General features: G+C 64.3%; 19 protein-coding genes. 7 read left to right on the forward strand and 12 right to left on the reverse strand.

The features are described from left to right. The first annotated feature begins 1 nt into the window (after position 1). The 3 genes from HAP48_RS48365 to HAP48_RS48375 all read left to right on the forward strand — a co-directional run bounded on the left by HAP48_RS48365 (position 2) and on the right by HAP48_RS48375 (position 2,965). The gene (locus tag HAP48_RS48365; protein ID WP_166208014.1) at positions 2-1,666 is read left to right on the forward strand and encodes a methanol/ethanol family PQQ-dependent dehydrogenase; all 1,665 of its coding nucleotides are present in this window, start codon (positions 2-4) and stop codon (positions 1,664-1,666) included. Positions 1,667-1,742: 76 nt separating this feature from the next. Continuing rightward, positions 1,743-2,030, forward strand: a complete 288-nt coding sequence (locus HAP48_RS48370) for a c-type cytochrome (RefSeq protein WP_166215880.1) — start codon at positions 1,743-1,745, stop codon at positions 2,028-2,030. After that, a complete protein-coding gene (locus HAP48_RS48375) occupies positions 2,027-2,965 on the forward strand; it encodes a substrate-binding periplasmic protein (protein ID WP_166208017.1) in 939 nt (312 codons plus the stop codon). The genes HAP48_RS48370 and HAP48_RS48375 overlap by 4 nt, the downstream gene beginning before the upstream one ends. A gap of 16 nt (positions 2,966-2,981) precedes the next feature. Here the strand turns inward: HAP48_RS48375 and HAP48_RS48380 are convergent, their stop codons facing one another. The 11 genes from HAP48_RS48380 to HAP48_RS48430 all read right to left on the reverse strand — a co-directional run bounded on the left by HAP48_RS48380 (position 2,982) and on the right by HAP48_RS48430 (position 13,132). Next, positions 2,982-3,890, reverse strand: coding sequence for a flagellin (locus HAP48_RS48380; RefSeq protein ID WP_166208020.1), 909 nt, complete (start codon positions 3,888-3,890; stop codon positions 2,982-2,984). 16 nt (positions 3,891-3,906) lie between these two features. Continuing rightward, positions 3,907-5,682 (reverse strand): flagellar hook-associated protein FlgK, encoded by a 1,776-nt coding sequence (gene flgK / locus HAP48_RS48385; protein WP_166208023.1) that lies wholly within the window; start codon positions 5,680-5,682, stop codon positions 3,907-3,909. 27 nt (positions 5,683-5,709) lie between these two features. Continuing rightward, positions 5,710-6,165 (reverse strand): hypothetical protein, encoded by a 456-nt coding sequence (locus HAP48_RS48390; RefSeq protein WP_029080079.1) that lies wholly within the window; start codon positions 6,163-6,165, stop codon positions 5,710-5,712. Positions 6,166-6,184: 19 nt separating this feature from the next. Then, the gene (locus tag HAP48_RS48395) at positions 6,185-6,436 is read right to left on the reverse strand and encodes a hypothetical protein (RefSeq protein ID WP_166208026.1); all 252 of its coding nucleotides are present in this window, start codon (positions 6,434-6,436) and stop codon (positions 6,185-6,187) included. Beyond that, positions 6,433-7,716: a flagellar hook protein FlgE gene (gene flgE, locus HAP48_RS48400; protein ID WP_166208030.1), complete on the reverse strand. Its 1,284-nt coding sequence runs from the start codon at positions 7,714-7,716 to the stop codon at positions 6,433-6,435. Before flgE ends, HAP48_RS48395 begins: the two co-directional genes overlap by 4 nt. A 19-nt stretch (positions 7,717-7,735) precedes the next feature. Next, entirely contained in the window at positions 7,736-8,404 is a 669-nt protein-coding gene (locus tag HAP48_RS48405) for a flagellar hook assembly protein FlgD (protein WP_035976580.1), read from the reverse strand. Between the two features lie 238 nt (positions 8,405-8,642). After that, positions 8,643-9,161: a hypothetical protein gene (locus HAP48_RS50570; RefSeq protein ID WP_338028972.1), complete on the reverse strand. Its 519-nt coding sequence runs from the start codon at positions 9,159-9,161 to the stop codon at positions 8,643-8,645. Positions 9,162-9,264: 103 nt separating this feature from the next. Further along, positions 9,265-9,696, reverse strand: coding sequence for a flagellar export chaperone FliS (locus HAP48_RS48415; RefSeq protein WP_166208034.1), 432 nt, complete (start codon positions 9,694-9,696; stop codon positions 9,265-9,267). Then, a complete protein-coding gene (gene fliD, locus HAP48_RS48420; protein ID WP_166208037.1) occupies positions 9,696-11,402 on the reverse strand; it encodes a flagellar filament capping protein FliD in 1,707 nt (568 codons plus the stop codon). The genes HAP48_RS48415 and fliD overlap by 1 nt, the downstream gene beginning before the upstream one ends. Before the next feature lie 63 nt (positions 11,403-11,465). Beyond that, complete coding sequence (locus HAP48_RS48425) at positions 11,466-12,290, reverse strand: flagellin (protein ID WP_166208040.1); 825 nt, start codon at positions 12,288-12,290, stop codon at positions 11,466-11,468. Positions 12,291-12,430: 140 nt separating this feature from the next. Continuing rightward, a complete protein-coding gene (locus HAP48_RS48430; protein WP_166208043.1) occupies positions 12,431-13,132 on the reverse strand; it encodes an RNA polymerase sigma factor in 702 nt (233 codons plus the stop codon). A gap of 53 nt (positions 13,133-13,185) precedes the next feature. Between HAP48_RS48430 and HAP48_RS48435 the strand changes: the two genes are divergently transcribed. The 4 genes from HAP48_RS48435 to HAP48_RS48450 are packed head-to-tail and all read left to right on the forward strand — an operon-like array spanning position 13,186 to position 18,326. Beyond that, a complete protein-coding gene (locus tag HAP48_RS48435) occupies positions 13,186-13,620 on the forward strand; it encodes a hypothetical protein (RefSeq protein WP_166208046.1) in 435 nt (144 codons plus the stop codon). A gap of 21 nt (positions 13,621-13,641) precedes the next feature. Next, positions 13,642-16,146, forward strand: coding sequence for an HAD family hydrolase (locus tag HAP48_RS48440; RefSeq protein ID WP_166208049.1), 2,505 nt, complete (start codon positions 13,642-13,644; stop codon positions 16,144-16,146). A 58-nt stretch (positions 16,147-16,204) separates the two neighbouring features. Next, positions 16,205-17,563, forward strand: coding sequence for a hypothetical protein (locus HAP48_RS48445; protein WP_166208052.1), 1,359 nt, complete (start codon positions 16,205-16,207; stop codon positions 17,561-17,563). Between the two features lie 37 nt (positions 17,564-17,600). Next, the gene (locus HAP48_RS48450; protein WP_166215883.1) at positions 17,601-18,326 is read left to right on the forward strand and encodes a formyltransferase family protein; all 726 of its coding nucleotides are present in this window, start codon (positions 17,601-17,603) and stop codon (positions 18,324-18,326) included. Positions 18,327-18,416: 90 nt separating this feature from the next. Here the strand turns inward: HAP48_RS48450 and HAP48_RS48455 are convergent, their stop codons facing one another. Beyond that, positions 18,417-19,370, reverse strand: a complete 954-nt coding sequence (locus HAP48_RS48455) for an aliphatic sulfonate ABC transporter substrate-binding protein (protein WP_166208055.1) — start codon at positions 19,368-19,370, stop codon at positions 18,417-18,419.

The raw sequence follows: 19,370 nt of genomic DNA on the forward strand, positions 1-19,370 counted from the left end.
GATGAGACGCATTGCGCTGGCCGCAAGCCTCGTGATTCTTGCATCGTATGGTGCAAGCGCGCAGACCAACGAACAGTTGGTCAAGGGGGCGACTGATACATCGAACGTTCTCAATTATGGAATGGGCTACAATCTTCAGCGCTTCTCGCCGCTGAACCAGATCAACAAGGACACCGTCAAGAATCTGGTGCCGGTCTGGAATTACAGTTTGAACGACGATCGCAGCGAGGAATCGCAGCCGCTCGTCTACCAGGGCGTCCTTTACGTCACCACCCACAGCGCCACGATCGCGGTCGACGCCAAGACCGGCAAGCAGATCTGGAAGACCAAGGTCGAGTATCCCGCCGAGACGCCGCGTATCGTCTGCTGCGGCATCATCAATCGCGGCGCGGCGCTCTATGACGGCAAGGTGTTTCGCACCACCCTCGACGCCAACGTGATCGCGCTCGATGCCAAGACCGGCAAGGAGCTGTGGCGCGAGAAGGCCGCCGACATCAAGGAAGGCTACTCGATGACGGTGGCGCCGCTGGTCGCCGACGGCGTTGTCATCACCGGCATCTCGGGCGCCGAATTCGGCACCCGCGGCTTCATCGACGGCTGGGACCCCGCGACCGGCAAGAAGCTCTGGCGTACCTATTCGATCCCGACGCCGGACGAGCCCGGCGGCGACACCTGGAAGGGCGATACCTGGAAGCTCGGCGGCGGATCGACCTGGATCACCGGCTCCTATGATGCCGAATTGAACACTGTGTATTGGGGCATCGGCAATCCCGGCCCGTTCAATTCGGCGGTGCGTCCGGGCGACAACCTCTACACCTGCTCGGTGCTGGCGCTCGACCCGAAGACCGGCAAGATCAAGTGGCACTACCAGTTCTCGCCGAACAATCCGTTCGACTATGACTCGGTGGCCGAGATGGTGCTGGCCGATATGAATGTCGAGGGCAAGCCGACCAAGGTACTGATGGATGCCAACCGCAACGGCTTCTTCTACGTGCTCGATCGCACCAACGGCAAGCTGCTCGCGGCCAATCCCTATGTGAAGGTCAATTGGGCCACCGGCATCGACATGAAGACCGGACGCCCGATCGAGACCGACGTCAGCAAGGATGCGCGTGACGGCAAGAAGGTCACCGTCTATCCGTCGATCCTCGGCGGCAAGAACTGGGAGCCGATGTCGTACAATCCGCAGACCGGCCTCGCCTACGCCAACACGCTGGCGTTCGGCGGCAAGTACAAGGCCGAGCCGGTGACGTTCAAGCAGGGCGAGTGGTATCTCGGCATGGACCTCACTGATCCCTGGGAATGGGGCACCGGACCGCGCGGCCATCTCAAGGCGATCGATCCGATGACCGGCAAGGCCAAGTGGGAAGCGCCGAGCGACATTCCGCGCTTCTCCGGCGTGCTCTCCACCGCCGGCGGTGTGGTGTTCTCCGGTCAGCTGACCGGCGAGTTCGAGGCGTTCGACGCCGACACCGGCAAGAAGCTCTGGCAGTTCCAGACCGGCTCCGGCATCGAAGGGCAGCCCGTCACCTGGCAGCAGGACGGCGTGCAGTATGTCGCTGTGACCTCGGGCTATGGCGGCGTCTACGCACTGTTCTCCGGCGACGAGCGGCTGGCGAAAGTGCCGCCCGGCGGGTCGCTGTGGGTCTTCGCGGTCAAGAACTGAGCGCGGAGCGCACGTGACTGAAAGAGTAACCCTGTTGACGGCGGCGATCTTCGCCGCCGTCGCGGCGGCCTTGATCATGCTGATCCCGGCTGCCGCACAGCAAACCAGTGCAATCGATCTTTCCGGTCAGGCCGATCAGGGCAAGGTCACCTACGCCAAGAACTGCTCGCATTGCCATGGCCCCAACATGGTCAACTCCGGCACCATCACGCCGGACCTGCGCGCCTTCCCCGACGACAAGACGCGCTTCGTGACGACCGTCAAGCAAGGCAAGAACGGCAAGATGCCGCCCTGGGTCGACATCCTGAACGAACAGGAGATCGCCGACGTCTGGGCCTTCGTGTCGAGCCGGAGGACGCCATGAGGGCTCTGCTTGCGGGCGCGGCGGCGGCTCTACTGCTCGCCGCGATGCCGGTGGCGCATGCCGCCGGCGACCCGCTCAAGGTATGTCTCGACGAGGATCTGCCGCCGCTGTCGGCGCATCATCGCGGCAAGCCGGACGCCGGCTTCGACGTGGCGCTCGCGCAGGCCATTGCCGAGCGGCTCGGACGGCCGCTCAAGATCCAGTGGTTCGAGAGCAAGCTCGACGAGGATTCGAGTCCCGCACTCGAAGCCAACGCGCTGCTGTCGGACGGACGCTGCTCGCTGGTCGGTGGCTACGCCCTCACCACGGACTCGCTGAGGGTGCCCGGCGTCACGACGGCCAAGCTGCCGGACTTCGACGGCGCCACCCGCGAGGATCGGCGCCGGCGGATCCCGATCGGCGTGCTGGTGCCGAGCCGGCCCTACATCTACTCGCCGATGACCGTCGTGCTCGGTCCCAAGGCCAAGGACAAGCTCAAGGACCGCAAGATCACCGATATCGGCGATCTCGCCGGGCTTCGCCTCACGATCGAAAGCGGCACGCTCGGCGATGCCATCCTGATGACCTTCGACAAGGGCAAGCTGATCGACGACATCACCCACCTCGTTCCGGGGCGCAGCGACCTGCTGGGCGAGCTCGAGCGCGGCGAATTCGACGCCACGTTGCTCGACCTGCGCCGGTTCGACGCCTATCGCGCCGAGCATCCCGACACCGTGATCACGGCCTCCGGCTACTACTATCCGATCGGCGCCAACCGCGGCTACGTTGCGCTCGAAACCGACAAGGCGCTGCTGGATGCCGTCAACAAGGTGCTTGAGGATATGCAAAGCAAGGGCAGCATCGCCGAGCTTGGCCAGGCGGCCGGCCTCACCTGGCTCGCCCCGCGCGAACCGATCATCCTCGGCGATGTCTGGCTGAAGATCCTGAACCGCTGATGCGATCTGTGGCCTGCTATCGCAGATAGCTCGCCAGGTTCAGGCCCTGAATCTTGGCGATCGCCGAATAGGACGCCGTCAGCTGCGCCTGATAGGTCGAAAGCTGCGCCGTCACTGCCGCGACGTCGACGCTGGTGAGGTTGGTCGACAGGGTCTTTGCGAAATTCTGGTAGTCGCTCTGGTTGGTGCTGGCGGTCTCGATCTGCGACGCCGCTGTCGAAAGCTTCGCCTGCACCGTTGACGTCGCATCCAGCGCATCGCTGGCACGGTCGAGCGCCTGCGAGATATCGCTCGACGACAGCGTCGTGCTGTTGCCGACGTACTTCAGAAGCCGCATCACCTGCTCGAAGGCCGGGTTGTCAGCCGTGACGCCGTAGGAAATCGACTGGCTGTCGGAGACGCGCACCGACGCGATCTCGCTGTCGCCCTTGTAGTAGCTGGCGTCTGATGTCGTCAGCGAGGCGGTGCCGGTGTCGAAGGTCGACAGATCCGCAGGGGCGGTGTCGGTGCGGGCGCCGCTGAAGACATATTCGCCGTCATATTGCGTGTTGAGCAATCCCTGCATCTGCGAGATCGCCTGCTGGGCATAGTTGATCACCGACGCCGTCGCCGTGCTGCTGCCGGTGGTCGCCGCACTGAGCTGGGTCCGAAGCTGCGTGATGATATCGGTCACCGAGCCGACCGCCGAATACATCGCCTGCACCTTGTTGTCGGCGAGATTGCTGGCATCGATATAGGACTGGGCACGCGTCACCGAGACCTGCAGATTGATGACACGCCCGGCGCCGGAGCCGTAACCGCCGAAATCCTCGGATTGCAGCCCCGAGGATTCCTGCACCTGCTCGTTGGCCATCACCGCCTGCACCCGCAGCGCACTGGTGATCATCTGTTCCGACTGCGCAAAGGTAGCAACACGCATCATCATGATAACGCCCTCACACTCAGCTTGCGCTCATCGCAGTCATCAGCGCCGAGAACATGGCGTTGATGGTCGTGATGATCTGGGACGCGGCAGCGTATTTGTTCTGCAACGAGCTCAGATTCGCGCTTTCCTGGTCGAGGTTGACGCCGGACTGCGACGACAGCGAGCTCGCATAGGTCGACTGCGCGGTCTGCTTGGCGGTATAGGTCGCCGACGCCTGGGTCGCCTTGCTTGCGACGTTGGCGACGATCGCGGCCGCATAATCGGTGAACGAGCCGGTGGTGGCGCCGAGCCCGCCCGCCATGGCGAAATTGGTCGACCCCGTCAACGCGCTCGAGAGCGCGTTCACCACCGTCGCGGAGCCCGGCGACAGCACCGAACTTCCGACCGTCAGCGTGGACGACGCATCGAGCGTCGCCGTCGGCAGCGCCGCCGTGCCGTTGAGGATGTCGCTGCGGACCGCGATATCCGACGCGCCAGTCCCCGTGATCAGGTCATTGAGCCCGAAATAATCCGAAAACCCATCACCGGAACTGCCGACCGAGCTCGTCATCTCGTTGATGGCGACGCCGTTGCCGGACCCGGTCGCCGAGATCGACAAATGCCCGTTGGCATCGACCGACGCCGACAGGCCCGAGATGCCGTTGATCGCGGTGACAAGATCGCCGACCGTCGCGTAGGACGACAGATCAAGGTCCTTGTAGGACACGAGATTACCGCTCTTGTCAGCAACCGCGACGCGCACCGTGCCGGTCGCCGACAGCGGCGTCGCGCTGCTCACGGTGGCGGTGCCGGTCAGGCTGGACGGCGGCGGCACCGACGTGCCCTGGTTCGACACGGTGTTGACACTCGCGGCAAGCTGCTGGGCGAGCTGATCGAGCTGCGACTGTGCGGCCGGCAGCGTCTGGTCGCGCAAGGTGATCAGCGCGCTGACCTTGCCGGAAGAGATCTGCGAGGTGATGTCGACGCCGTTGACGGTGATACCGCTGAAGCCACTCGACGATCCTGCGCTGTAGGTCGTAGAAGCCGTGACGCTGGGCAGCGCCGTATAGCTCAACGGATGCGCCGTGCTGTCGACCAGCGCCTGCCCCGAACCGGTGTAAACCTGCAGATCACCGGTCGACGTGGTGAAATAGCTCACATTCATCATCGACGCGAGGTCCTGCAGCGCGCTGTTGCGCTGGTCCTCCAGATCGGCGGTCGACTGCCCCGCTGCGGCCTGCTGCTTGATCTGCTTGTTGAGGTCGGAAATCTGCTGCAGATCGGAATTGATGTCGGTGACCGACGACGCGATATCCTGGTCGGCATTGGAGCGCAGCGTCTGGATGCCGCTCGAGGTCTGCTGCAGCTGTGTCGTGACCGCGGCAAGCGCGCTGACCGCGTTCGACTGCAGCGACGCGCTGCTCGGCGTGCTCGCCAGCGACGACAATGCCGATTCGAAGGCGGCGAGCGTGTTGGCAAGCGAGGTGCCCGTGGTGGAGCTGTCCCCGCTCGAGGTGCTGCCATAGAGCTGCTGGAGCTCGGTCAGAAAGCTGTTGGTGGTGTCGGCGGCGCCGAGATCGGAATCGGCCCCGACTAACGACTTCAGCAGCAGCTTGTCAACGGCGCTGGTGATCCCCGTGATCGTGACGCCGGTACCGACGCCGCCGGTGACGCTGGCGCTCTGGTTGGCGGTCTTCTCGGTGTAGCCCTTGGTGTCGGCATTCGAGATATTTGCCGAGGTCACGCTGATCTGCACCTGCGTGGCCGACAGCCCGCTGAATGCAATGCTTCGTGCAATATCGAGCGACGACACGGCTAACTCCCTCCGGCGCGGACCAGATCAGGCCCGCACGTTGGTGCCATAGGACATCGCGGGCGTGACGCGACGGCCGCCGGCCCCGTAGGGCGACACATTGGCGATCTGCTCGCGGATCGCCTGCATGATCGCCTCGATCCGGCGGTTGCTGGCATCGATCGCCGCGCGCAGCCGCATCACGTTCTCGTCCATCGCCCCGCGGAGCTTCAGGATCCGGTCCATCAGCTGCTCGCGCAGCACGCGATCCTGGACGTTGAGGTTTGCGGTCTTGCCGACGGCCTCTGCCACGCACTGCTCGAACAAAGTGGCAAGCCGGTTCTTCTCGTCGACCTGCTTCAGGCGCGAGGCCGGCAGGCCCTTGGCGAGCTCGACGTTCTCCTCGTTGACGATCGCGATCAGATTGTCGATCAGCGCGATCAACGACCTCGCGCGCTCGTCATTGCCCGCGGGATTGATCTTGATGTTGCGTTCCGGTGTCATGTCATCGCTCCCGTTCAAGCTAGTGTCCGCGACGCAGGGCGCGGACCGATTGTGCGCTGCGCCCGTACGCGGTGATCGCCGTTACCCGGACCGTGGCCCGGTTGAGTTCCTGGTCGAGCCGCGCGCATTCGCGCATCAGCTCGCCGCGCAATGTCTCCACATCGTCGAGCAGCGCAGTGAGCTGCGCCCGGTCGTTCGGCCGAACCGAAGCGGCCCTCGCCTTTAGCCGCCGAAGCCGGACCAGCAAGCGGTCATTCTTTGCGGTCATCATCGCGACACCGCCGAGATCAGCGTATCGAACATCTTGTCGACGGTGGTGATCACTTGCGATGCCGCCGAATAGGCCTGCTGCGCTGAGATCATGTTGGAGAACTGGCCGCTGGTGTCGGTGGTGCTGGATTCCAGCTCGCTGCCGTAGATGGTTCCGGCACCGTTGCTCCCCGAAGTCTGCAGCGTGGCGTTGCCGGAGGCTGCCGTCGCGGAGTACATGCCGTCGCTGGCCGCGCTCAATCCGTTGGGATCGCTGAAGGTCGCGACCGCAATCTTGTAGATCGCGATCGTCTGCCCGTTGGAATAGGTCGCGTCGACCACGCCGCCCTTTCCGATCGAGATACTGCTGAGCTTGCCATAAGGCAGGCCGTCCGACGTGATGCTCGTGAGATCGACCGCTGGCGTGGTCTCGCCCGACGAATATTGCGTGAGGCCATCGGTCTTGCCGGCCGTACCGAGATTGAGCGCGATGGCAGTGGTGCCGGAACTGTCGGCCGCACCATCCTTCCAGCCGGTCACCGAGATTGTTGGCGGACTCGGCACCGTCGAGGCGAGCGAACCGTCGCTGTTGAAGGTGATATCCACCGTGTCGGTGATCGCGTTGGCACTGGCCGTACTGGAGTCCGACGCAAGCTTCGGCTGCTCGAAGCTGGCCTGCCAGGTATTGTCGGCGGTCTTCTTCCAGTCGATCTGGATCGTGCTCGCCGTGCCGAGCGAATCGTAGACCGTCATCGAGCTGTTGAAGGTCGCGTTGATGGCCGCATCGGCCGGCAGATTCGCCGCGACTGTGGTCTTGGTGGTGGCGCTGCCGCTGGTCGATGCCACCTGGGTGTTGATCGGCCCGAGGCTCGCGGCCGAGGCATTGCCAACGATGTTGCCGTCAGCGTCGGTGCGCCAACCCTCGAGGTAATTGCCGTTGTTGACGAGATAGCCGGCGTTGTCGGTGGTGAACGCGCCGTTGCGCGTATAGGAGGTGGTGCCGCCCGACGTCGCGTTGGTGGTGACGAAGAAGCCGCTGCCCTGGATCGCAACGTCGGTGGCGTTGGTGGTCGCGGCCAGCAATCCCTGCTGGGTGATGTTGGCGCGGCCGGACACCGTGACGCCGCCGGACGTATATGAGGTGGCGCTGTTCGACGCCGTCACCAGATCTTCGAACATCGCCGAGGTGGTCTTGTAACCCGTGGTATCGGCGTTGGAGATGTTGTCGGAAATCATTGCCAGCGACTGGCTCTGCGCATTGAGCGCCGAGATCGCCGAGGAAAGTGCACCAGTGAGACTCATGATAATACTCCGGAAGCAATCAGGACGTGACGCCGATGATGTTGGCGGCGCTGACGGGGACGCCGTTCACAAGCAACGAGGGCGTCGAGCCGGAGGCATCGATCCCGGTCACCGTTCCGGTCATCGTGGTGTAGCTGAGCAGCGAGTTTCCGGCGGCGTCGGTCGCGGTCACCTGGATCGTGTACTGGCCGCCATCGCTGAGCTGGGTGCCGCTCGTGGTCTGACCATTCCAGGTGAAGCTGTTTGAGCCGGCGTTTCCGGTCCCCTTGCCGCTCCACACCGTGTTGCCCGAAGAGTCCTGGATCGTGATCGCCACGTTGGAAGCGGCCGAGGTGAGCGAGTAACCGAAGGTCGCCGAACCATTGGTCAATTCCGCCGTGCTCGTCTTCGCCTCGACGGTGTGGCCAATATAGTTGACCGAGTTCAGCGTCACGAGACTCGAGAATGAACTCGCCAGCGACGTCATGCTGGCGTTGGTCGACTGCTGCTCGGTGAAGTTGGCGTAGGAGGTGAGCTGGTTGATGAAGTCGGTCGTGCTGGTGGCGTTCAGCGGATCCTGGTTCTGCAGCTCGCTGACGAGCAGGTTGAGAAAATCGGTCGAGCTCATCCCCATCGATGCGCTCGACGATGAACTCGACGAACTCGAGGCGGCGGAGGCTGCAGCAGAGGTTGCCGAGGAAACGGTCATGACAAGGCTCTCTTCGCCGCGGGCTAAGGCGGCGGAACGCGTTGGAACATTGGGATCGTGAAGTCGTTCGCAGATAAAACGGACGACGCGCCGATTTCAGGCGCGGATTCATCCGCGCGGAATCACTTGATTAATCGGCAGAATTTGCCGCGTCGGCTGCGGCTTCACGGCGCGCCGAGCGCGCGCAAGCGACCTGCCGCGGACACCGGGCCGCGGGCGCAAGAGAAATGTGGAGAGCCTAGAGCGAGAGGCTGATCGGCAGATCCGACTCGCCGAGCATCAATGCCGGCGGCGCCAATGCGGGCAACAGGCAGAGGGCCAGCAACAGCGCGGGCAACACCTTGCCCTGCTGTGCCGCATCACCCGGAGCTTGCGCATCGTTCGGCTGATCCGCCGGCGCGGCCGGCTCGGAGGCCGTCTCTTGTGCTGTCTCTTGGGGCAGTTTCGCCGCGGCGGTCACGATGCGGTCGACAAGCCCCTTGGGCGCGCGAACCGGCGGCGCGGCAAGCGCCCGGCGTACCGCGCTCGCCTCTTCATAGAGCGTCCGCGCCTCGGCCGAGGATGCGAGGAGTTGGACGGCGGCAAGACGTTGATCGTCGGGCCAGCGGGACAGATCCTCCCCCAGCCGGTCGATCAGGTCTTCGAATGTCGCAACGTCCATCGCGCGCGCAGATCCAGCCTCGTCGCCAAGGCTGTCATAAAGCATTCGCGGGACGGCGGAAATCAATTTCCGCCGGCGTGGCGCCAGGTCCAGCATGGTGTCCGTCCGGAGGCTATTTTCCCCACCAGGACGCCTTCCCCCGGGCGTCCTGCACCGCCGGCGAAGCGGTCTCGCCGGGCGATTCGTGCCTCAGCCGCGGCTAGCGGCCGGCGGCTGATTCGAGCGTTTTGGCCTTGGCGGCCTTGCCGGCGGTGGCCTCGACGTACTTCCAGGCGTCGCGGAGTTCCGTCAGGCTGGCGATGATGCGCCGGAAATTGTCCCTGGCCTGCGGCCGGCCATAGGAACGCAGGCACGCCATAATCAGGGCGTTGTAGGTCTTGTAGAGACGATCGGCCAAAGCACCGCCACGGGTGAAGTCGAGATTGTGGCTCAGTCCGCGCAGGATCGCGGTCGCCCGCGTCAGATAGGTGTGGCCTTCCTCGAAGCGCTTCGCCTCGTGCGCGTCCAGCGCCTTCTGCAACAGCGTGATCGCGCCGTCGCACAGCATCACCACCGCCTTCAGCGGCGGCACCGCCACAGCGGCGGATCGGTAGGCATTGTTGGCGAGGTAGGCAGTAGCGTTCTGTGTCATCAGTTACTCGATGCTGAATCCAGGAGTGCTTTCAGGTAGCCCAGCGTGTTGTTCGCGCTTTCGATGGCGGCCTGATAATTGGCGTATTGGACCTGCAGCTGCGCCTTGAACGTCGCCGCATTGCTCTGAATGTCGCTGACCTGGGACTGCAGATCGGTATCGCGCGACTGCAGATTGGTGATCATGGTCTGCAACTGACCGCTGGTCCCGGAGCTGGTATGCGCGAGCTGATAGAGCTGCGATGCGAGGCCGGACGTCGACGTCACGCTGATCGATTGCGAGGTCGACCCGGTATAGGTGAATGCCATGCCGGCATAGATCGTGCCCGCATTGCCGATGATGGAGTTGCCGACCACCGAAAAGCCGGAACTGTCGCCGCCGACCGAAGCGCCGCTCAGCGTGCCGGTCGAATCCACCGTCACGTCGAGCGTGAACGATTGCGGCGATGTGCCGGTGTTGACGACGTTGAGCTGGCTGGACGAGGTAGTCGTCTGCGCCGACAGCAGCTGGGTGACGCCGGCGAGATTTTGCGTCAGCACGGTCGACAGCGTACCGGTATCGAGTTGCAGCTCGTTGTTCTCGTTGAAGGACAGGCCGAGGTCGGCCATCGTCATGCCGCCCACGGAGCCACTGAGCACCTGCTGCAGCTGGGTCATGATATCGCGCATCGTGCTGTCGCCGAACAGCACCGCGCTCGATGAGGCCGTACCGTCGGAATTCTGCGCGGACTGCGCGATGACCTGATCGCGGAATGCGTTGTAATTGGTGACGAAGGTCTGCAGCGCGGAGGTGATCTGGCTGGTGTCGGTCTGGATGCTGATGTTCAGGCTGGTGCCGCTCGGCGTCGGCTGCAGCAGGTCGAAGGTGACGCCGGAGAGAACGTCGGAAATGTCGTTTGTGTTGCGGGTGAGCCCGATGCCGTCGAGGGTGAATTCCGCGGACTGCGACTTCTGCAGCACGTCGGTGAAGGCACCCGACGTGTCGGTGACGCCGAGCTTGTTCAGGATGTCGTCGCCGGAGGTCGAGGAATAGGTGATGTCGGCGGCGTCCTCGGTCCCGGTCAGCACCATCTCATAGGACCCGCTCGACACCTGGACGATCGAGGCCTGGACATTGGTGCTCGAGGTCTGGGCGTTGATGGTGTCGACGACATCCTGCATCGTCATCCCGCTGGTGATCGAGATCGCCGTGCTGCTGCCGCCCGCGAGCCCCAGCGAAAACGTGCCGGCGAGACCCAGCGCCGTCGACGAGCTCGACTGCGAGGAGCCGATCACCTTCTGCGCGGTGGCGAGCTGGGTGATCTGGAGCGTGTGATCGCCGGTCGCCGAGCCGCTGTTCACGCTCATGTTGAGCGCCGAGGAGGCACTGACGTCGCCGGTGGAGGAAATCGTCGCCGTGCGCGTGGCGAAGGCGTTGGTGGCGATCGAATTGATGATCGACGAGCTGAGCGACGACAACCCGGTTGCCAAAGTCGACAGCTCGGTCTGCAGCGACTGGTAGGCCGTGACCTTGGCCTGGTTCGCGGTGATCGTCGTGGTGATCGAGGTTGCCGCCGCGAGCTTGGCGTCGACCTCGGCTTCGATCAGGGCGTCCCAGTCGATGCTGGTCGAATTGGTCGTGCCGGTCGTGGTCACCGTGCTGGCAGAGCTGGCAGAACTCGACGACGTCGTGCCGGATGTACTCGAAGTGGCGCTGCTAACCGTCATGTCGACACTTCCGCCGCAATGGGAATCGGGCCGGCATCATGCCGGCCCGATCTATCCTTCGATTTAGCCGAGCAGCTTGAGCAGGTACTGCGGCATCTGGTTCGCCGCCGTTTCCGCCGAAACCGCGGCCTGGGTCTTCACTTCGGCCGAGGACAGCGTCGCCTGCTCGGCAGCGATGTCGACGTCCTTGATCGCCGAATTGGCGGACTGCAGGTTCTGGGTCTGGGTCGAGATCGAGTCGGCGCTGAAGTTGAAGCGCGACTCCTGGGCACCGATCTCGGCGCGGGCGGACGACACGGTGTCGATCGCCCTGTCGAGGGCCGACATCGCGCTGGTGGCGCTCGACAGGCTGGAGACGTCGAGCGAGGTCACGCCGAGCGAAGATGCCGTCAGGCTGGTCAGCTTGATCGAGATGGTGTCGGCTGAGGTCGAGCCGACCAGCACCGAGACGCCCGAGGAGAACACGCTCGAACCGTCGAGCAAGCTCTGGCTGCTGTAACGGGTGCCGGAGGCGATGGAGTCGATTTCGCCCTTGAGCTGCGTGAATTCCGAGTTGATGTAGGCGCGGCTGGAGTCGGCTACGGTGCCGGAGGCGGATTCAGAGGCCAGCGACTTCATGCGGGCCAGGATGTCCGAGATGTTGGACGCGCCGCCGTCGGCGGTCTGCAGGATCGAGGTCGCCTGCGCCGCGTTGGTGGCGGCCTGCTGCAGCGTCGTGATGTCGGAGGAGATGCGGGTCGAGATCGCGAGACCGGCCGCGTCGTCGGAGGCCGAGGTGATGCGCGAGCCGCTCGACAGCTTCGACAGCGCGCTGGTTTCCTGCTGCGAGTTGATGTTGAGGTAACGGACCGCGGAGTTGGCGGCGGTGTTGGTGGAAATTGCCGGCATGAGTAGCTCCTGTGGTGATGGGGCATGGCATGCCGCATCGTGAAAAAGAGAGGTGACGCGGATCCAGCCCCCGTCCGCCCGATCAAACGGGTCGGCCGCCGGTGGTCAGGCGCAAAATCTTCAGAAGCCGGAATTTATGGTTAGCAGTCGGTAAACGCGCCGCGCAGGTCGCGCTCGTGCCGCTTCAGCATTTCGCGCAGCTGTTGCCGTCCGCGCTTCAACAGCGACTCCACCGCGGCCACGGTCGTATCCATGACCTCGGCGATCTCGCCGTTGCTCATGCTCTCATGATAGGAGAGGATCACCGCGACGCGCTGCTGCTCGGGCAGCCGCTGCATCGCCACCTCCAGAAGATTGCCGATTTCGTTGCGCTCGATGACGGTCGAGGCATCGAGCTGGGTATCGGCGACTTCGGGCACGACGTCGACATTCTCGGTGCGCGGCTTGCGGCGCAGATCGATGCAGCGGTTGCTGACGACGCGATACAGCCAGGTCGAGAACTTGGCGCGGCCGTGCTGCCAGCGGCCGCGATGCGTCCACACTTTCAGCATCGTGTCCTGCACCACGTCTTCGGCGTCGGCGGCGTTGCCGACGATGCGCAGCGCGATCGCGTAGGCGCGATCGACATGGCGTTCGACCAGAGCACGAAACGCCGCCTCGTCGCCGGCGGCGAGGCGGTCAAGCAATTCCTTGTCTTCGTCCTGGATCTCGACGGTGTCGAGCGGGCCCGCATCGGCAACCGTGGGAACGTCGCTCCACGGCGCAGCCGCCTCGATCGGCGCGACCGCGGCCGTCGTGGCCTCGATCTCGGCCGCTGCCGTCATATCAAGCGCGTAACTCATGCCCCGCTCTCCAACCAGCGCCGCTGGCACACATCCCATGCGGCTTCTGAGCGTTGAACGGAGGGGCTGGACAAACCAGGCGCACTTTTTTCGTTATTTTTCAAATCCTTAGCTGGATATTTTTGCCGACTGCCCGGCAAAAGCTGCCGCTGCGCCAGCGCGCAGGGAAAAGTTCGACGGGATCTGGAGCAGTCGTTCAGCATCGCTTTGCATGCCCGCGGGAAAAGATCGTCGCGCCGGAAAACGCTGTTGTCACACCAACTAACGCCACGCGAACACATGCATGCGCGGAGCATGCGAGTGATCCGTCGCCGGTGGTCGCCATCTTGCATTCGACGATTGCGACTAGGCAATTTTTTCCGAATCACCTTTTCGACGTTATCGGATTTTTTGAATCTGTCAGTCGCGAAGCGCGCGTTTTTGAATCGCGCATCAACTTTTTTGGATCAGCGCGCCTGATTTGTCTCACGCACGCGTTCAACGCATGAGGACTGGCGGGAATTTTGCGCATGACGATCATGACGGTCGACGCGACGCGTCGATCGCAGAATGTTTCTGCATGTTCATTCGATGTTTTCGATACATTTCTGTTGCGTGCGTGCACGACGCCGGATGGCGTATTTGAAAGGGTTTTTCAGCTTTCGCGCATTGCTGAAAAATTTCCGAATATGTCTGTCAGTTTCGTTCAGCATCGAATCCAGGCCGAAGCGCGCGCGCGCAAGGTTGCGCTGGAGCGCAGCGGCTCCACTGAAGTGCACATCGCCGACATCTATAAGTACTTTCCGTTCAGGCTGTTCGACCTGAGCCGCGATGCGCTGCGCGATCTCGCGCAGATCGAGTTCGCGGCCGAGCTCGAGCTGTGTCGCGTCAATCCGGAAATGATCGAGCAATATCTGGACATGAAGCGCGGCGGCTTTCGCACTGGCTTCATTTCCGACACCTACTGGAGCACCGACCAGCTCGCGCGGCTGTTGCGCAGCTGCAGCCCCGGCCTGACCTGGGATTTCCTCTACGCATCCTGCGATCACGGCTCCGGCAAGAGCGAAGCATTGTTCGAGGCCTATCTCGCCGAGCAAGGTATCGATGCGGCAAGCTCGTTCCATATCGGCGACAACCACAACGCCGATATCAAGGGTGCCCGCCGTCATGGCATCCGCCCGCGCTATTATCCGCAGGCCAGCGCGGCATTGGCCTCCAAGTTTCAGCGCGAGACGTCGATCTACGAATTACTGTGTCCCGATCAGCCGTCGCGGCTCGATTGTGGCGCCCGCACGCTGCGGCGCGCGGTGACGGCGCAGAGCGCGGAGCATTCTCCCGCCTTCCATCTCGGCGTCACCGTGCTCGGCCCGGTGATGGCGGCGTTCGACGCGTTCATCGAAGCGCGGCGCTCCGCGCTCGCCCGCGAGGGCGCGCGGGTTGCGATCGGATTCCTCGGCCGGGACGGCCTGCTGCCGCATCGTGTCTGGCAGGCAGACCATGGCGAGACCGGCGCCTATGTCGAGATCAATCGCCGCGTCAGTCTGGTCGGATCCGCCGATACGCTCGAACCGCTCTGCGAGCTCCTGAGCCGGATTATCAAGATCGATGCGGCGACCTTTGTCGATATCGTCAAGGTGCAGCCGCCCGCGGTGATGAATTTCTTCGCGCAATACCCCAATGGTATCGCGAGCGGCCGCGAACTCGCCGACGCTCTGCCCGATCTGATGGATCCGCGCGAGATCACCGATATCGCCGCCGGGGTCCGCGCGCGGCTGCTCGCCTATCTGCGCGTGCATATCCGGGATTTTGACAACTGCACCGACTTGATCCTCGTCGATCTCGGCTATTCCGCCAGCGTGCAGAAGTCGCTGCGCCGGATCTTCGATCGCGAGGGCATTCGCACCCGCCTGCACGGCGCCTATCTGCTGACGCTTGACGATGCCTTCGACGACATCGCCGATGGCGACTCCGCAGAGGGGCTGATTTCCGATCGGGTCGTCACGCCGCACGTCAAGCGCATGCTGATCCGCAACGTCGCGCTATTGGAGCAGCTATGCTGTTCTGCGGAAGGATCGGCGCGCGACTATCGTGGCAGCGAGGTGTTGCGCGAGGGTGATCAGCGTCCGGCCGCGCAGCTGGCGCTGGCGACCGAGGTGCAATCGGGCGTGCTGGCCTATACCGCGCGCGCCCGGGAGCTGGCACCGCGCTACGCGCTGCAGCCTTATGCGGACCCCGCTGTCGCGGCACGCTGGGCCGCCGCTGTGCTTGGACGCCTGCTGCTGCTGCCAGACGACGACGAGCTCGTGCTGCTCGGCGGCATCAAACATGACGTCAATCTCGGCACCCAGGCGCTGGCGCCCCTGCTCGACGCCAGCTTCGTCAACGACTGCATCGTCGCCCGCGGGCTCGTGTCCGCCTGCACCGCCCCGGCACCTCCGATGTGGCTGGCCGGCAGTTTTGCCGCCCTGTCACCGGCGCATGCCTATCTCTACACGCTGTTCGGCGCCAACCGCCTGTCCGTGAACGTGTTCGGCGAAGCTCAATGCGGGACGCTGCAGGTCGGCCTGTTCCGCCACGACGGCCAGGCGTCGCTCGAGGCCATCAACGTCTATCACTCCGGGCTCGGCGATCTTCGCCTACGGATTCCGCTGTCACGCCGCATGACGGTGGCGACCATCGCGCTGCCGCTGGCAAAGCTCACCAGCAACGGGATGCTCCACGGCATCACGGTGCAGTACGGCGAGAGCGCCGCAAAGGCCGCGGACAATTCGAACATGAAGACGATCGCCGAGGGACGGCTCACCGATGCCGGCATCGAGAGGAGCGGCCGCCACTTCCGTGCCGCCGGTGACGACGGCATGCTGCTGATCCCGGTCGACGGCTTCGAAGACGATGTTGCGATCTACACGGTCGCGCTGACCGCGCTCGACCATGACCGCATCCTTGCGCTCGGGGACCGCGACGGCAACGAGGCCCCCTCGGCCACGCTGACCTGGCGCGGCGCCAATCGCACGCAGGCAACCAACGGCAAGTGATTTGTCCGCCTGATCTGACCGCCCCGCTCGTAGAAGGTTAACGAGGGGTAGCGCGGGCATGACATCGGCTGACACGGCGCAAGCGGACGGCTTGCAGACGAATTTCGACCAATTGCTGTCGGCAAACGGCATCCGGGTCAACGCGGCACAGCGCCGGCGGCTCGCATGGCTGTCCGCGCGGCTCGGACGCGCGGCCGTCCATCAGCCCGGTTCAGTTCCGGCGCGGGATCATGGCGTCGTCATCCTCGTTGAGCCGCCGAGCGGCCCGGCCGCCGAGATGCTTTACCGGTCGCTTCGCGCCGACTGTGCGGTCGTTATCCCCTTCGGCGAGAATCCGGCATTCGACTTCCTCAAATCCAAGCTCACCGACTTCGGCACGATCGGGCCGAGCTCCGACGGTCCGCACGAGATGTGGTGGGGCGGCCTCAATTGGCGCCCGATCGCGCCCGAGGAGGGCTCCCGATCCGACGCATCGCTGCGCGTGGTCTCCTGCTATCCTCGCGCCCTCGGCGACGATCATGCCGGCACGCTCCGGGAGAAGCTCGCCGAGTTTCAGATCGCCTACGACATCGTGCCGATCGACACCGCGGACGGCGAACAGATGCGCGCATCTGAGAAATCCGCCTTCATGCTGCGGATGTGGGAGGAGCATCGCGAGCCGTTGCTCTTCATCGAAGCCGATGCAACGCTCAGCGAGCCGCCGCTGCTGCCGTCATATCTCGATTGCGACGTCGCGCTCCACAAATGGAACCGATGGGAGATGTCGGCGCGCACGCTCTATTTCGGCCGGTCGCCTGCCGCCGAAGCGCTGCTGCGCAACTGGCATCACATCGCGACCGCCTATCCCGCGGTCTGGGAGGGCTATCTGCTCGACCAGGCTTGGAGCCTGACGTCGTCGCAGATGGCGCTCGACACCGCCTGGCTGCCGCGCTCGTACCACGCGCCCGCTGAGGACGTCGGCACGCCCCGCCACACCACGGTCGTTCACAATCTACCGACCGATAACAGCGATCATGGACCCGACGCCGAATTCGGCGTTGCGATCCGCCCCGCGCGGCGCGCCTGCCGCAGCGGCGGCCGCGACGCCATGATCGTAATCAACTCGCAGGCAGCTTCGAATGCCGCGATCACCGTGATCATGCGCGATATCGCGACCAGCGACGCGCGCGAGATGGCCGCCAGCATCGAGGCGGTGACCGGCGCGTTCGCCGCCGACTGTGGCGGGTTCGGCCGGCTCGAGCTCGCGCTCTGCCCCTGGCAGGACGATATCCGCGCGGCGAAATCGGCAGCGAAGAGCGCGAACAACCGGATCATCGAGATTGCGCCCTGGCAGACACTGCCGGCCGATCTGTTCCGCACCGTGGGTCAATCCCGCGATGCCGGCAGTGTCGTCGTCATGGCCGGTCAGCGCGGCTGATATCGGCTGAAGGGCTGAACAAGGGAAGGACATCCGCATCATGAAGACCATCATCCTTCTCACCGGCGTCGCCAGCCAGCAATTCGCACTCACCGAGCTGTTGAAGGCGCACAATCCCTCGCTGTCGTTCCGCTGCTCGGTGACGGCTGACGACCTCGCCGCGATTGAGCCGGAGGTCCTGCGCGACGCCCGGCTGTTGGCGTTCACCACCAGCGTGATCGTGCCTGAAAGCATGCTGGCCGCGTTCGGCCATGGCGCCTACAATTTCCACCCCGGCCCGCCGCAATATCCGGGCTGGGCGCCGGCGCATTTCGCGCTCTATGACGGTGCCCGCACCTTCGGCGCGACGGCCCATGTGATGGCCGCGCCCGTCGATGCCGGGCCGATCGTCGGCGTCGAGTCCTTCATCATTCCCGACAAGATCAGCGTGCGCGGGCTCGAGCAGATTGCCTATGTGCGGCTTGCCCATCTGTTCTGGCGGATGTCGCGCGACCTCGCCTGCGATCCCTCGCCGCTGAAGGAATTGGACATCGCCTGGTGCGGCATCAAGAGCACGCGGCGGATGTACCGGGAGATGTGCGAACTCCCCGCCGGCATCAGCGCCGGCGAGCTGGCGCGTCGGATCCGGGCCTTCCACGACGATTTCCGCGGCATCCCGCTGACCGTTTCCCTGCACGGCATCCGTTTCCAGCTGGCGACGACTGCCACGCAGACGTCCGAGGCGCCGCAGGTGGTCTCGCCGCCGCTCGCCGCCGTCTCCTGAGCACCGAGCCCAACTGCGCATCGTGCGGAATGCGCGACCAGCCGGCTCGCGCCAATCCGCGGGCCGCAACGGCCGGCCAGCCGAGACGGTTCACGAGCCGGGCGTCCACTTCCAGACGATATTCGATACGTTGATCGATTTCGGAATGAGCCCGATCCCTTTGAACCGATCGGCAATCGCCTGCTGGCTCCTGACGATCTCGGGATCGACCGGCACCACCTGGTAGTTCGAACGAGCCACGAAGCGCCTGATTGCTTCGATGTCGACGCCGGTCGCCTCGGCTTGCGCACGGGCCACCTCCTCGCGGTGGCCGGCAGCCCATTTTCCTTCCGCGGCGAAGATCGCGTTGAGCTTCGCAACGACGGACGGATACTTCGCAACAAAGTCCGATCCCGCGATGTAGAATGCGTTCGGCTTGTGCACGTCCTTGTCGAAGGCGATGACGCGCACATTGTCCTTGATCTCGGCCAACGCCAGGTACGGATCCCAAATCGACCACGCGTCGACGATGCCTCTGGAGAAGGCGACGGTCGCGTCCGCGGGCGCGAGCGGCGTCGGCGTGATGTCGTTCCAGGTGAGGCCCGCTTTCTCGAGCGCCGCGACCAGCAGGTTATGTGCGCTCGACCCCTTGCCGAACGCAACGCGCTTGCCCTTGAGGTCGGCCAGCGTTTTGACGGGAGAGTCCGCCGGCACGATGATCGCCTGATTGTTGCCGTCCGAGGTCACCGCCGCGACGTATCGGATGTTGGCTGCGCCGGCCTGCGCGAAGATCGGCGGCGTATCGCCGACAAAGCCGAAATCGACACTGCCGACATTGATCGCCTCGAGCAGCGGCGGCCCGAACTGGAAGTCGATCCACTTGACCTCAATGCCGAGCGGCTTGAACGCGTCCTCGACCGTATGCCGCTGGCGGACGGCAGGAAACAAGCCACCCTTCTGCGTGCCGATGCGGATCTCCGCCGGCTTGTTTTCGGCTTGCGCCGGCGCGACCGCGAGTGCCGACAACCCCAGCACCGCCGCAAGGATGGTGCGTCTCGTATTCAT

Origin of the sequence: Bradyrhizobium septentrionale, assembly GCF_011516645.4 — a bacterium.
Lineage (GTDB): Bacteria > Pseudomonadota > Alphaproteobacteria > Rhizobiales > Xanthobacteraceae > Bradyrhizobium > Bradyrhizobium septentrionale.